A 14,427-nucleotide genomic window follows, 5' to 3' on the forward strand; every position below is an offset into this window, starting at 1 on the left:
CCGCTACACGCCGATGCGGCGGTCGCGGGCGGTGATTTCCCACTGCCCATTCACCCAGCCGTTTTCCACCGTTAGGGCGCGTTCGTAGGCGGCGCAGGTGGGACAAATGTGGATCGGCAGGCCGTAAAGTACCTCCCCCACCTGGTAGCTGTGGCCTTCACGCGCCTCCACCACCAGGTGCTCTTCGCTGTGGCTCAACATCCTAAGTTCGGGCGCATTGAGGAAAAAGACGCGGCGGTCCAGCGGGTTTTCGGAGGCTACGGCCTTGTAGCCCAGGTCGAGGCAGAGGGTACGGGGGCTGGGCCGGGAAATGATCCGTGCCAGTACCAGCGCCGCGGGCAGGAAATCCTGCTCGGGGTACAAATCCTGGTACCCTTTGTCCCAATACAGAAAAGTACCCGGACTGCACACGGCATCACCCCGCGCCGCCAAAAACGGAAAAGTAGGCGTACCGCCCGCCACGAGTTTCGGCAAGTACCCCTTTTGGCCTAAGGTACCCAGCATAGCATCCACGGGCGCAAAAGCCGCTTCGTAGCGCCGTCGGCGCTCATCCAGGTCCGATTCGTGAATGTGGCCGTCGTAGGCGTGCAGGCCCACCGGCTCTACGCCCGGTAGCTGCGCGCAGGCTTCGTACAGCGCCACGGCTTCCGCACCGGGCCGGATGCCCGTGCGGTTCATGCCTACGTTCAGATCTACGTAGACCGGTACCCGAAGCTGACGCAGAGTAGCCTGCTCGGAAATCCGCTCGGCCGCCGGTAGGTGATCGACCAGGCAGGCAAAGTACGTGCGGGGGTACCTGGCGATCAGTTCCAAAAAGCGACCGACCTTCGGGCCCACGGGCTGGTAGGCCAGCAGCACGTCGGCGGCACCGGCTTGGGCCAGCATTTCGGCCTCGGCGATGGTCGCGCACTTAAATTGCTGAATCCCCTCCGCCAGGAGCAGCCGCGTGGCGTCGGCCGACTTGTTGGTTTTGACGTGCGGGCGCAGGCGGGCGGGGTCGTCGATCTGGCTTTTTAGCCGACCAATGTTTTCCCGTACCCGCTCGGGGTAGATCACCAGCGCGGGCGTGTCGAGCTCGTCCAGGTTCTGGATCAGGTACCAGGCGGCGGGTTCGTTCATGCAGTGTATAGGGTTTGGATCAATTGGAGCAGGACTTCGCGCATTTTCTCTTCGGCCCCCGCCTCCAGGTAGCTGATCCGGCAGCGCCAGGTTTCGTAGCCGCCGCGCTCACGCTCGTGGGCCGGAGGTACGTAGCCCAGGTTGCCGTTGGCCAGGCCAATGGTAAAGTAGTGCGGGCTGGGGGTACTTGCTTTCAGCCACAGGCCCGTTTCGGCAAAAAATTCACCGGGCAAGCCGCCGATCACCCCGTCGCCGATGCGAAGTACCTGCACGGGGCCGGAGGTGGTATCGGGGAATTCGCCCAAAAGTACCTGCTCACGGGCGTAGATTTTGCGCAGGCCCGCTTCGTCGGGCGTAAGGCCTTCGTACTGGCTATCGGCAACGACCTGCCGGGCGGCGGCCAGCTCTTCGGGCGTAGGCTTCTGGGTAGCCAGGGGTACTTTGTCGGTGAGCGCGGCCAGCTGGGGGGTACTTTGCCAATCCAACTGCGGTAAGGCTTCGGCTACTTTCTCCACGAGGTCGGCCGCGATGCGTTTACTCTTTTCAAAGTACCCTGTCGGGTAGCGGCTATTGTCCACGAAGTCCCAGATGTTGACGTCGCCGCTGGTGCCGTTGCTCATCATGCCCACGAAGTCGTCGTCGGCTCCCAGTTTTTGTTGTATTTGTTGGGAAAACTCACCAAAATAATCCGCCGAAATGGTGCCGTTCTCCCAGTCGCCCACGTAGTGCAGCGAGTAGTTGGCCAGCAGGCTAATCCAGCGCCCGTCGGTACCCTGCACGGCCAGGAAGCCCAGCTGCGGATCGGGGCTGGCGGCGCGGCGGTCGATGTAGGCCTCCGCGCCCAGCGGGTTGGTTTTGACGGCATCCGTCCCGCCCGTCACGGGATTGAAGGGCGCGTAGCCCTCCTTCATGAAGTAGCGCCGGCAAACCACGTGCTCAGGTACTTCTACGGCCCCAAACGCCACGCGCGCGGGACGTAGCTTTTCCTGCGCCCGCACCACCGCCTCCACCAGCAGCGGAGGTAGTTTCTGGCGGTAGCCCAGGTCCGCGCCCACCAGGTGTACGTCGGCCACCGACCCGGCGGCGTGGGTATGGGTACTTGAAATCAGGATATGGCTGGCGGGAATACCCGTGCGCGCCCTGATGCGCGCTTTGACGTCGTCCAGGAAATCCTGAGGCATGACGCAAATATCCACCACCACCAGCACCAGGGTAGTTTTTGAGTCTTGCAGCACCAGCGCCTTGGCGTACAGCGGATCGTGCACGTAACGGGCGTAGTGCGTCACGAAGTCGCCGTTGATGATCGTCCCCAGCGGCGGGGTGATGTCTACCTTCGCCGCACCGGCCCGGAAGGAATCGTTACTGCTCATGAGTTGAAGTGGGGTTCAGGGGTCGTTATAGGATAAAAGGGCCGCACCAGGTACCCTCTCAGCGCCAGGCCCGCCGTAGGAAGCGCAGCCAATTGGCGTGAAAAATATTGTCGATGTCCTGGTCGGTATAGCCCCGGCGGGTCAGGATGGCCTCGTACTTTTGCAGATCGGCGATGGAGTTTAGGTCCCAGGGCGACTGCTCGGTACCGAAGATGCCGTCCAGGTCGCTGCCGATAGCCACGTGCTGGCTGTTCCCGGCCAGTTGGCAAATATGATCCCAGTGGTCGACCAGGTTTTCGAGTCGAATGTTGAGCTGCCAGGGGTCCGAAATGGTATCGATAAACCGAATATCCATGGCCCAGCAGTCGAGCATGCCGCCGATGACGGCCCCGCGCCCGATGAGCCGTTTGATCTGCTCGTCGGTGAGCTGCCGCTGGTTGGGCACGAGGGCCCGCACGTTGTGGTGGCTGGCCCAAACCGGGCCCTGGTAGCTGTCCAGCGCCTGTTCGAAGCCCTCGTCGGTGAGGTGCGTTACGTCCAGGATCAGGTTCAAGGCACCCATTTCGCGCAGCAATTCCCGACCCAGCGGCGTGATGCTTCCCTCCAGGCGGGTACCTGGCGCGTAGCGACCCGGCCCGAAATGTGAGAGCCCCACGGCCCGCAGGCCGTAGTCGTAGGCGCGGTGCAGGTACGACACATCCACCAGCGAGTCGGCTCCTTCCAGGCTCAGGATGTAGCCCACGGGCTTGCCCGCGTCGGGGGTACTTTCGTCGTCCCACAGCGCCAGGTGCGCCTCCAGCTCAGGCAGATCCGTGATTTGTACCATGTCGCCCAGGGCCTCCATTTCGCGGTACCAGCTGAGCTGCGCCTGCGTCATGGCCCAGGCCTGCTGGGGCGAGTTCCAGCCCGCCAGCGCACTGCCGGGCGGCGTGTAGCGGGCCAGCTGCGTAGCTACCACCAGACCAATCCGCCCCGCCCGGAGCTCCGGCAGGCATACGGTACCTTTGCCCCGGTCGGGCTTGTCTTTCATGTGCATTTCGCGCGCCCGGATCTCGGATAGCGGCTGGCTCAGGTCCCGGTTCCACTCCAGGGCGTTCATAGCCAGGTCCAGGTGTGCATCGACGATCAATCGCTTTTTCATGCGGTGGGTTAACAAGGTGTTCGAATTAGTTTCTTTAAGCTGCACCTTTGTCTTTTTGGCTGCACCTTCGTTATTTTTTCAGCACGTAACCTCCGGCTACGCGCTGAAAAAAGTACCTCGTTTCGCTCAAAAGTCCTTCGTTTCGCTATTAAATTAATAACTCGAACACCTTCTAAGGGTTCAGGGGTACTTCGGCTTCCTGGTAGTGAAAGGGGTACTTTTCCATGAGTTGCTGGATCTGGTAGCTGAACGTCCGGCAGGTTTCTTCCCAGGCCGCTGCTTCGCCTTCGGGATACGTATACAAACCCGCGTTGTTTTCCATGCCCCGTCCGCCCTGCGCAAGTACCTCGGTAAAGAAGCGCGCGACGGTCTGGTCGTTGGCGAGCTCCCGATTGAGATCCTTCATTACCATGCCGTAGGCGTAGGTACCCATCAGGTCCATGTAGCGGCAGTTACCGGCAAAGGGCAGGTAGTAGCCCGCGTCGTTGCGGCAGGCACGGTCGATGTCCTCCACGGAAGCGTACCCATTTTCCACCAAATAAAACGCTTCGCGTACCAGGGCACTCACCAGCCGGTAGCGTATCCCCTCGCCGTGGGATAAGTGGTAGGGATCTTTTTTCCAGGCCGTTTGGGCCAGAGCATACAGGTACTTCACCCGCTCCGGGTCGGTACGCTCGTTGCTGACCAGCTCCAGAAAGCAGGTGGTATGCGCGGGCTCCACCCAGTTGGCACCCACGATCCGGGCCGGGTAGCGGGCCTGCTGCTGCAGCAAAGGCAGGGGGGTACTTTCGGTAGCCAGCGCCAGGGTAGCCGTCGGCGTCAAAAGTACCTCCAGACGAGTCAGAAGCGCCTGCTTCGCGGCCAGGCTTTCGCCGGGCAGGGCTATGGCCAGGGCAAAACCCGACGCCTCCGCCAGGGTACTTAGGATGCGTAGCTTCGTACGCACGGGCTCGGCGGCGGTTTCCCGGCGCAGGTCTTCAACGTGCGTGGTACACAGCCGGTGCGCTTCGGGCGCTGCCTCGGTGAGCAGCGTTACCTCGTGCCCGGCCTGCACCAGGCACACAGCCACGCTGCAAGCCAATTTTCCGGTTCCTGCTACCAGGATAGGCTCTCGTTCGTATTCCCGGTTATTCCTCCGCATTGCGCCAACCATGATTCAATTCAATTAGATAGCCAGATCTAACACTCCGGTTATCGGTTTCTTACATTTTTTCAAGTACCTTCCGGGCCGTGCTGATGGCCCGTTCGATGTCTGCTTCGGTATGCGCGGCGCTGATGTACCACAGTCCCCGGCCAATCACCCGCACGCCCTCGTCGTGCATTCCCGCCACAAAGCGTCCGAGCTTGGCCTTGTCGAAACTGAGCGTGTCGCGGTACTCGTAGGTAGTCGCAGCGGTATCCGCAAAGGCCGTGTTGAACATCGGGCCGAGGCCCTCGACGCGCAGGTTCTGGCCGGTTTCGGCGGCGGCCTGTCGCAGGCCCTCCATGAGTTTTTGTCCGTAGCGGAAAAGGCGCTCGTAGGGTTGCTCCTGCTCCAGTACCTCGATGGTCGCCAGCGCCGCGGCCACGGTGGCGTTGCCAGAGTTCATGGTACCGGCGTGGATCACCTTGGCTTCCTCGATGAGCTGCATCCATTCCCGTTTACCCACAATGGCACTGATGGGGTACCCACTGGCAAAGGCTTTGGCAAAAATGGAGAGGTCGGGTGTGATGCCAAAGTACCCCTGCGCGCCCCCGAGCGATACCCGAAAACCCGTGATGACTTCGTCGAAAATGAGCGCGATGCCGTACTCGTCGCAAATGTCCCGGAGGCCTTGCAGGAAGCCCTCGCGGGGTAGCACGCAGCCGTTGTTGCACATGATGGGTTCGGTGATGATGGCCGCCAGCTCCTGGTGGTGCTCGGCTACGGTCTTCCTGACCAGCGCCAGGTCGTTCCAGGGAAGGATCAAAAACTCCTCCGTGACGCGCTCGGGCAAGCCCTGGGTCCAGGGGTAGACCTGGGGCTGCTCGCGACTGCCCAAGGCGTCGGCCGAGGGCGTCGAAATGCCCCAGCAGACGTTGTCGAGCCAGCCGTGGTAGTGGCCTTCGAAGCGCAAAAACTTCTGACGGCCCGTTTTGGCCCGCGCCACCCGTAGGGCCGTCTGCACGGCTTCGGAGCCATCCAGGCAAAACCGCATCAGCTCGGCCGACGGGATGAGCGCGTTCATTTTTTCGGCCAGCTCAATTTCTTTCAGGTGCTGTCCGGCAAAAAGCTGCCCCTGCGCCGAGTACTCATTAATGGACTGCAACACGTGCGGATGCGAGTGGCCCAAAATCAGCGGCCCCTGGCTCAACGTAAAGTCCAGGTACTCGTTGCCGTCTACGTCGTAGATCCGGCTACCCTGGCCGTGCGTATAGAAAATAGCGTGCGGGTGGTTATACTTCCTGAACTCGGAGGAAACGCCCCCGGCCAGTACTTTTTTGGCTCTTTCGAGCAGGGCAGCGGACTGCGCGTAGTGATGATTCGGTTCCATAGGTTAAGCGTTACGCCCCAGCGGACGCACGGGGTACTTGGACGACAAATGATAAATATCCTGGTTGAATAGGGCAAAAGCCTCCTCCCACTGCCGGGCCTCTTCCTCGGTGTAGGGGTACAGTCCGCGGGCATTCTGCACGCCGCGGGCGTGGGTGTCGACCATGCGCTGCATCAGCGCGGGTACCTGGTCGGTGGTGCTGAGCTGCGGGAAGGCCGTTTTGAGCATTTCGGCGTAGTCGGCCAGGCCCAGGTAGTCCATCCGGCGGAAGATCCCCATCAGGGTCATCCAGGAGCCCGCATCATAGCGGAAGGCCTTATCGACGTCCTCCAGGGTGGCCTTCTGGTTTTCAATCAAATGAAAAATCTCGCGGTAGACGGCGTACATCAGGCGGTTGGTGATGAAGCCCCGCACGTCCTTGCGCAGCAGCGTGGGCTCTTTGCCCCAGTGGTGAGCCAGCTCCAGCACCCACTCGGCGTTGGCGGGGGTGGTTTGCTGGCCGCAGGTAATTTCCAGAAAGCGCGTGAGGTAGGCCGGTTCGGCCCAGTGAATCCCCAGAAAACGCTCGGGCTGCGGCACGTATTGCTGCAACGTGCTGATGGGAATGGCCGACGTATTGCTGCCAATGATGGCGTCGGTGGCTAGGTAGGTGGCTATTTTAGAAAAAACGGATTTCTTCACGTCGAGCTTCTCGATGACGCACTCCAGCACCAGGCGGCAGTCGGCCAGTTGGGCGTAGTCGTCCGTTACCGTTAGCTGCGCCAGGTACTTGGCGGGTGCGGCCGCCAGCATCCCGGACTGAGCGCATTGGGCCAGGTACTCGTTGATACGCTTGGGGCCGAGGTTTTTATCTTCGGGAAGGGGAGCGATGGCTACCACCCGATGCCCCGCCAGCAGCAGCGCCACCACGATGCTGCTCCCCATCAGCCCCAGCCCCACTACGCCTACGCTGATTTCGTGTGGATTTCCTTTCTTCATTTTCCTAAGAAAAAATTAAGTCGTTAGTTTGACGATGCAATCGATCTCTACCTTTATGCCCTCGGCCAGCACCGACTGCACCGTGGTGCGGGCGGGCTTGATGCCCGGAAAGTAGGTGGCGTACACTACATTGTAGCGGTCGAACTCGGCGATGTCGGCCAGGTGCACGGTACATTTCACCACCTGGCTCATGCTGGCCCCCGCCGCTTCCACGATGGCCTTGATGTTGTCGAGGGTACGGGTGGTTTCTTCTTCGATGGTACCCAGCACAAACTCGGACGTTTTGAAGTCGACCGAAGCCTGCCCGCTCACAAACAGGAAGCCGTCTACCAGCACGCCGTCGGAGTAGGCACCGGTGGCAAAGGCGGGGTCGCGGTCGGGATGAACTATTTTTTTCATAGTGTTAATTACGCATTATAAGGTACTTTTATACATTCATTTTTAGCCCAGTAGAGAAGCATTTCACGAAAGGTACTTTGGTCCAAAAACCGCCATTCAACCGCCCATCGTACCCAACAAAAGTACCCTCCATTCCCACCGCCTTCTGCTACTATCGTTTGGATTTGTAATACTATTTTTTAATCCGGCACTATCCGCAAAAAATCCGCCCCAAGTACCTTACCAGCTGGTCCAGCCGCCGTCTACCGGCAGGTTTTGGCCGGTGAGGTAGGTACTCGCCTCCGACAGCAAAAAAGCCACCGCTCCGGCGATTTCGGCCGACTGCCCTACGCGGCCCAGAGGCGTTTTTTGCGCCAGGCGCGCCACGAAGTCGGGCTCCTTTTGCTGCACCGCCGGACTGGGAAACGGCCCCGGCGAAATGCAGTTGCAGCGTACGCCCTGCCGCCCCCAGTGCACGGCCAGGTAGCGGGTCATCTGGATGATCCCGGCCTTGCCTACGCCGTACTCAATGGGGTTTTTGTGCATGGGTGCGTGGTACACGGCCGGGTCGGGCGAGACGGCTCCGTACATGCTCGAAAACAGTACGATACTACCCCGGCCTTGCGCCGCCATCGCCTGCCCCACCGCCCGGGCCAGCATAAAAGTACTGGTGAGGCCGCCGTGATTGACCTCGTCGAAGTCCTGCTCGGTGAGCGCTTCCAAGGTTTTGCCCGTGGAGGCAAACGCCAGGTTGACCAGTCCGTGCGGCACGCCCCGACGCTCCGTGTGCTCGGCCACAAACTGCTGCACCAAAGTACCCTGGCGCACGTCCAGCGTAGCGGGGGTTACGTTGGGTGCCAGCTCGGCCGTCGCCACGAAGTCGGCGGCACGGTCTTCCAGGTCGGCGCAAAGTACCTCGGCCCCGGCGGCTTCCAGCAGCCGCACCGTGGCCTGCCCCAGGTACCCGGCTCCGCCTACCACCCAGATGTGCTTGCCCTGTAAGCCAAAGGTATCTATGAATAACTTTTTCATCATCAAGCGTTTAAGCCGCCATCCATTAGAATATTCTCACCGTTGATGTAGGCCCCCGCTTCCGACGCCAGCAGCACCACCAGCCCCTTGATGTCGTCGCGGTTGGCCATGCGGCGCAGGGGTACTTTCTTGCAATAATTGTGTAGGAAAGCCTCCGGCTGGTTATTGAACAGTCCCCCCGGACTGATGCAGTTGAAGCGGACGTTCTTCCCGGCCAGCATCTGGGCCATGTAGCGGTTCAGGTTGATAAGCCCGGCGTTGTGAAAGAAGTAGTCCGGCGGTAAATCGCCCATCGAAGTACCTTCGTAGTTGGAGAGGTCGGGCCCGAACATGCCCATCATGGAGCTGATGTTGATCACACTCCCGCCGCCGCTCTGCACGATGAGGTCGGTCATTTCGCGGAGCAGATCCACCATGCCGGTGGCGTTTACGCGCATGGATTCGTCGAATTGCTCCAGCGGTGCGTGGTAGCCTTTCATGGGCCGCGACACGGCGTTATTCACGAATACGTCCAGCCGCCCGAAGGTACTTTGCAGCGCTGCCTTGAAGGCCCGTACCGAGGCGGGCTCGCCCTGGTCGAGCGGCAGGGCGTGGACGTCCAGCCCCTGCGCCCGGAATTCCTCGGCGGTTTGCTGGGCCGTAGCCAGGTTGCGCGACGTGGTGATAACGGTACCGTCGGCCTCGGCCAGGCCTTCTACCATGCAGCGGCCGTAGTTGCCCGAGCCGCCGGTCACGACAATGATCTTGCCCTTCAGGCTCAGTAGGTCTTTTACGTTCATAGGGTACTTTGGGTTAAATCGACCACCACGCCGCCCTGCTCCAGGCTTTCTTTGGCACCGATGACCGTCCGGATGATGGCACTGGTTTTCTGAAAATCCAACCGCGACTGCCCCTCCTCCACCGACCGGATGAATTCGATGATGTTGTCGCGGAACATGGAGTAAGAATTTTTGATCTCGACCAGCCGCCAGCCCTGCTGCCCGAACACGGAGAGCTGAAAGGTAGGGGCAATGTCCATGAAAAGGCTCACCACCACCTGCACACCACCGGCCAACTCCAGGTGAACGATGTCTTTGGTAGGTTGGCCCACGTGCCGTACCGACACGGGCGTGGGGTCGTCGAGCAGCGCAAAAATGGCTTCCAGCAGGTGTACGCCGTACTTGTTCCAGTCCTTCTTCCCCACGGCCGTCACCAGCTCGATTTTCCCCAGTGCCGCCAGCTCCGTTTTGGCCGTGCGGCACTCGTTGGCGTAGCGCATCGAGGAGCACGACATCAGGAATTTCCCCTGCGCCACCTGCTCGGCAAAGTAGGCCAGGTCGGGCTTAGTGATGGCCAGCGGTTTATCCACGAAGATAGGTACCCCCGCCTCCAGAAACGGCCGGGCCATCGCCACGTGGTTTTCGGGATCGTCGCGCCCCAGGATGACGGCATCGACCTGCCCCACCAGGTCTTCGAGTTGCTCCACCACGTAGTCAATGCGGGTACTTTGGGCAATGCTCTCGGCCACTTCCGGTTCCTGCGCCCACACGTGGGTCACGCGTGCCTGGGGCAGGCCCAGCGTATCGCGGTTGGCCTCCAGGTAGGTAGCTACGGCCGGGTAGCCGATGCGTCTGATTTCCTCGGCGTCGAAGTACCCATTGATAATCGCCGACCACGAATACGGGTGCGCATTACCGGGACTCATGCCTACTATGCCTATGTTGATCATCCGTTTGTTGTTTAAGAGGTTATTTCAACCACCCCATCCGGTCCCAGTGGGGCAGGTTCAGAAAAGCCGGATCGGGGTAGGCCTGTTGCCGCGCCCGCTCCAGGTGCAAAGTACCTAGGTACTTTCCGTCGGCGGTAGCCAGGGCCTGCCGCAGGTACTCCGGGCGGTCGATCCCCACCAGCACCGCCGCCACCTCCGGCTGCGACAGCCCAAACTTGGTCGCCAGCGTGGGCAGATCCGGGCAGTCGGCGTCCAGTAATTCTTGGTAATCCGCAATGTGCTTTTCTACCTGCTGCAAAGCCGGGTGCAGGTTTTGCCCCCGGTCACTCAGCAGCCCTTTCAGTAGTACCGACCGCACCACCAGCCCCACGTCCTGGCGCTGCGCCCGCGCAAAAAGTACCCCCTGGCGCTGGTCCAGCAGGTTGAAAGGCAGCTGAATCACGTCCCAGGTACCCGCGTCCAGGGCTTGCTCCGTTTCGGCTACCGTGTAGGTAGAAGCCCCCGTGGCCCGGATGGTACCCGCTTTTTTCAATTCCTGAAAAACCGCCGCGATGGTTTCGTTTTCCAGGATTTCGCGGTCGGCCTGATGCAGCATGAATACATCCAGGTAGTCGGTTTGGAGCGCTGTCAGGCTTTCGTGCAGAGACGTGTGAATAAAGTCTTGCAGTTGGCCGTCGGGCGGGAGTTGGCCGGAGGCATCTCGAAAATGCCAACACTTGCTCGCCAGCACCACCTCCGCTCGCCGACCGGCAAAGGCCTTCCCCATGAGATTTTCGCTGATCCCATACATCCGGGCCGTGTCGAAGAAATTGATCCCGGCATCGAGCGCGGCACGCAGCAGCGCAACGGCCTCCGCCTCCGAAAGCATGTCGGAGGTACTTTCCACCCCAATTCCGTAGGGCATCCCGATCTCCACCCCCCCGAAGGCCACTTCCGACACCTCCATTCCCGTATTTCCTAAAGGTCGCTTACGCATGGGTACTTTTAGCTTTCGAGGTACGATGTAGAAGAGGTACTTTGGGTCGATTTGTGAAAAGCGCCCGCCAGCTCCTGGCAGTAGTTTTTCAGCCCCACGACGTCGGCCCCCAGGCTCACAAACTGGTAGCCCATGGCCCGCAGTTCGTCGAGGTTGCCGGGCCCGCCCACCGTGGCGGCAAATTTGCCGAACCGGGCCGCCACCGCTGCCACCCGCTTCCGGGCCGCGATCAGCTCGGGGTGGTTCCACTCACCGGGCGCGCCGATGCTCTGGCTGAAGTCACCCGGCCCGAAAAACAGCGCGTCGTAGCCGTCCAGGGCCGCGATGGCCTCCAGCTCCGCCAGCGGCTCCTTGTCTTCAATTTGCAACATCACAAAGCGCCGCTCGTTGGCCTGCCGCAGGTAGTCGCTAAAGTCCAGGGCCGTGTAGGCGCCGTCGGCGTTGCCACCGTCGATGGGCCGCTTGCCCAGGGGGTGAAAGCGCGTCATCTCCACGATTTTCCGGGCTTCCGCCAGGCTCATCACGTGCGGTACCAGAAGACCCGTCGCGTCCAGCTCCAGGGGTTTCACGTAGTCGCTGTACGCGCCGCGGGGTACCCGCACCATGAGGTCGGTGTTGTGGGCTTTGGTGGCCCACACGCTGGACGCCAGGATGGACCAGTCCTGCCCGATGTGCTCCTGATCGACCCAGACGCAATCGAAACCCGCCAGAGCCGCAATCTCCACGGAACGGGCGTCGGCCAGGTTGATTTTAAAACAACTGGCGGTCTGGCCCGCCCTCCACTTAGTCAGTACCCGGCTTTCTCGCATATTCATTGCTAAAGAGTTATAATCGTTTTTTTAGTCACGTCTATTCCGTCCCAAAAGTACCCCACGCCCCGGCTCCTGTCTTACCTTATTCTGCCGAATGCTGGTACTATCTTTCAGCAAGTACCTCACGCGTCTGGGGGTACTTTCAGGGGTACCTTTGCTCTATTTTCAGAATGGCGTAGGCCGCCGCCGCGCGCACATCGGCGTTGTCGGGGCTTTTTCGCAGCGCTTCTTCCGTCCAGGTACCTTCCGCCGTACCCAACGGATTTTTATTGGTCAATAAAGAAAGTAGTACCGGCAGGTCAGCCAAAGTACCCTTTTCCGCCAGCGCCATCGCCAGTTCGCTCCGGACGGCCTTCTGGGGCGAATCCTGGGTACCTAGGAGTTTCTCCCGTACCTGCGCGTAGGTACCTGACGCCTCCTCACCCGCCGGTACCCGCACGTAGGCCGCGCTGAGCAGGTACACCTGGGCGTCGGACGTGGCGGGCTCGGCCAAGGCCACCCGCGCCAGCTGCTGCCACTGCGGCGGGGTCAGGTCGCCCAGGTTGCGCAAAATATAACCACTCAGGCGCTTGAAAAGTACCTCCTGCGGGCCCGCCGCCAACCCATCGAGCAGGTACTGGCGGGTACTGGCCAGGGCCTCGGGCGAGGCGTGGGCCACCGCCCAGCGGGTGTAGAGCGCCAGCGCCGGGTTATCACTTTCTAGCGCGCGGCGGGTCACTTCCGGGGCCGCCGTGGGGGGGACTTTGAGCTTGGCCAACGTCTCCGCCGCGTGGATGCGGTCCGGCCCGTCGGGATCTCCGAACGCCCGCTGAATGCGTCCGGTCCAGGTACTTTTTTCTTCTTCCGACACCTGTGCCAGTACCCGCCAGATCCCGATGCGGTAGGGCGACTGGGTACCGTAGCGTTTTTCTTCCTGCAGGTAGACGGCCCGCACGCCCTCGGGATACCCCGCCCACAGCAGGTACTCCGCCGCGTGTACTTTCACCCACTCCTCCTGGTGCTGAAGTACCTCCCGCAGTTCCCGCAGGGCCGCTTCGCGGTAGGAGGCAGGGTACTGCGGGTCCGGACGGAATTCTTTTTGATTCATGCTAAAAGAAAAAAGGCTTAGGAATAGGAGTAAGGTACTTTTTGTCATACAAGCGGGGTACTTTAAAAATCTTCTATTTTGGGTTTTATTCGAAATAAAATAACCGCACACACCAGCATAAGTACGGCGGCGACCTGAAACATGCGGCTGAGGTCAACTTGCGCGTCGCGAAGTACCCCGCCCGCGTACAGCCCCAACCCACCGATGATGCAGCTGAAGAGGTTAAGTACCCCGTAGCCGGTGGCACGGTAGCGCGGGTCGGCCACCATGCACAGGATCGGCATCATGTTGGCGTCGGTGAAGGTACGGGTGAGGGCGTACACCATAAACCCCGCTACGGCCAAGTAGAGGACCGCCGTGCTGCTGGCCAGGAAAATGGCCGGGGTAGCTACGCAGAGCCCCAGGGCCGGAAGCAAAATCCGGGCGCGCGGGTTGGTGCGGCTCCAGTAGTCGGCCAGGGCGCCACCTACCAGTACTCCGATCAGCGCCGCCGTGTGGAAGTAGCCCGTGGCGTACACGCCCGCCAGGGTTTGGGAGAGGTTAAAATGCTCTTTGTAGTAAGTCGGTAGCCAACCCACGATCATCCAGCTTACCACGCCCAGCAGCCCCCAGCACACCAGCGCCAGCACGAACGAGCCCCGACTGAACAAATTTCGGAGACCGTCGATAAAACGTACCTTTTGCAGTGGCGCGGGCTCCGCCTCCGGCCGAGGTACCTGGGGCGCGTCTTTGAGCGTGAAAAGAAGTACCCCCGAATACACCACCCCGATGATCCCCAAAATACTAAAGGCGTAGCTCCAGTCGTGCTCCTCGGCCAGCAGGCCGCCGATGAAGCCCAGGCTCTGCCCTACCATGACGCCCGCGATGTGGATACCCGTAGCCAGCGAACGCGTGGAGCCGCGGTGGTAGTCGACGATCAGCGCCAGCGCCGCCGGAATGTAGCAGGCCTCGCTAATGCCCATCAGAGCGCGGGTAGCGAGCAGTTGCTCGAAGGTGGTGGCGTAGGCCGTGAGCCAGGTCACCGCCGACCACACAAACAGGCTCCCAATGATGACCCGGCTGCGGTTGAAGCGGTCGGCCAGGAAACCGGCAAACGGGCTCAGCAGGCCGTAGACCCACAAGAAAACGGAGGTGAGGAGCCCAAACTGGGCGTCGGTCATGGGCATGGCGTCCATGATGGAGCTGCGCATGGTGGTGATCATCATACGGTCGAGGTAGTTGAGGCACCCCACCACGCACAGCAGCGCCACCACCAGCCAGGCGCGGGCCGAAACTTTTGATTCAAGTACTGGAGCTATGGTATCTGTATTCAT

The 14,427-nt window shown here is 61.0% G+C and carries 14 protein-coding genes; all 14 read right to left on the reverse strand.

The window, feature by feature from the left end:
- Positions 1-3 precede the first annotated feature (3 nt).
- Complete coding sequence (locus HNQ92_RS13450; protein ID WP_184174528.1) at positions 4-1,119, reverse strand: D-TA family PLP-dependent enzyme; 1,116 nt, start codon at positions 1,117-1,119, stop codon at positions 4-6.
- A complete protein-coding gene (locus HNQ92_RS13455) occupies positions 1,116-2,489 on the reverse strand; it encodes a neutral/alkaline non-lysosomal ceramidase N-terminal domain-containing protein (protein ID WP_184174529.1) in 1,374 nt (457 codons plus the stop codon). The genes HNQ92_RS13450 and HNQ92_RS13455 overlap by 4 nt, the downstream gene beginning before the upstream one ends.
- Positions 2,490-2,547: 58 nt before the next feature.
- The gene (locus HNQ92_RS13460; RefSeq protein WP_184174530.1) at positions 2,548-3,630 is read right to left on the reverse strand and encodes a dipeptidase; all 1,083 of its coding nucleotides are present in this window, start codon (positions 3,628-3,630) and stop codon (positions 2,548-2,550) included.
- A gap of 172 nt (positions 3,631-3,802) precedes the next feature.
- Positions 3,803-4,771, reverse strand: coding sequence for a 3-hydroxyacyl-CoA dehydrogenase NAD-binding domain-containing protein (locus HNQ92_RS13465; RefSeq protein ID WP_184174531.1), 969 nt, complete (start codon positions 4,769-4,771; stop codon positions 3,803-3,805).
- A 61-nt stretch (positions 4,772-4,832) separates the two neighbouring features.
- Positions 4,833-6,143 carry an aspartate aminotransferase family protein gene (locus HNQ92_RS13470; RefSeq protein WP_184174532.1) on the reverse strand — a complete coding sequence of 437 codons (1,311 nt, stop codon included), beginning with the start codon at positions 6,141-6,143 and terminating at the stop codon, positions 4,833-4,835.
- A 3-nt stretch (positions 6,144-6,146) separates the two neighbouring features.
- On the reverse strand, positions 6,147-7,121 hold the full coding sequence (locus HNQ92_RS13475) for a 3-hydroxyacyl-CoA dehydrogenase family protein (RefSeq protein ID WP_184174533.1): 975 nt from the start codon (positions 7,119-7,121) through the stop codon (positions 6,147-6,149).
- A 15-nt stretch (positions 7,122-7,136) separates the two neighbouring features.
- On the reverse strand, positions 7,137-7,520 hold the full coding sequence (locus HNQ92_RS13480; protein WP_184174534.1) for a Rid family detoxifying hydrolase: 384 nt from the start codon (positions 7,518-7,520) through the stop codon (positions 7,137-7,139).
- A 219-nt stretch (positions 7,521-7,739) separates the two neighbouring features.
- Entirely contained in the window at positions 7,740-8,531 is a 792-nt protein-coding gene (locus tag HNQ92_RS13485) for an SDR family oxidoreductase (RefSeq protein WP_184174535.1), read from the reverse strand.
- Positions 8,532-8,533: 2 nt separating this feature from the next.
- Positions 8,534-9,310, reverse strand: a complete 777-nt coding sequence (locus HNQ92_RS13490) for an SDR family oxidoreductase (protein WP_184174536.1) — start codon at positions 9,308-9,310, stop codon at positions 8,534-8,536.
- Positions 9,307-10,215 (reverse strand): Gfo/Idh/MocA family protein, encoded by a 909-nt coding sequence (locus HNQ92_RS13495; protein ID WP_246440098.1) that lies wholly within the window; start codon positions 10,213-10,215, stop codon positions 9,307-9,309. Before HNQ92_RS13495 ends, HNQ92_RS13490 begins: the two co-directional genes overlap by 4 nt.
- A 43-nt stretch (positions 10,216-10,258) precedes the next feature.
- Positions 10,259-11,215, reverse strand: coding sequence for an aldo/keto reductase (locus HNQ92_RS13500; protein WP_184174538.1), 957 nt, complete (start codon positions 11,213-11,215; stop codon positions 10,259-10,261).
- A gap of 8 nt (positions 11,216-11,223) precedes the next feature.
- Positions 11,224-12,030 carry an HpcH/HpaI aldolase family protein gene (locus HNQ92_RS13505; protein WP_184174539.1) on the reverse strand — a complete coding sequence of 269 codons (807 nt, stop codon included), beginning with the start codon at positions 12,028-12,030 and terminating at the stop codon, positions 11,224-11,226.
- A gap of 139 nt (positions 12,031-12,169) precedes the next feature.
- On the reverse strand, positions 12,170-13,114 hold the full coding sequence (locus tag HNQ92_RS13510) for a hypothetical protein (RefSeq protein WP_184174540.1): 945 nt from the start codon (positions 13,112-13,114) through the stop codon (positions 12,170-12,172).
- Between the two features lie 62 nt (positions 13,115-13,176).
- Positions 13,177-14,427 (reverse strand): MFS transporter, encoded by a 1,251-nt coding sequence (locus HNQ92_RS13515; protein ID WP_184174541.1) that lies wholly within the window; start codon positions 14,425-14,427, stop codon positions 13,177-13,179.

This window comes from Rhabdobacter roseus (genome assembly GCF_014202275.1).
In the GTDB taxonomy this organism is placed as follows: Bacteria; Bacteroidota; Bacteroidia; order Cytophagales; family Spirosomataceae; genus Rhabdobacter; species Rhabdobacter roseus.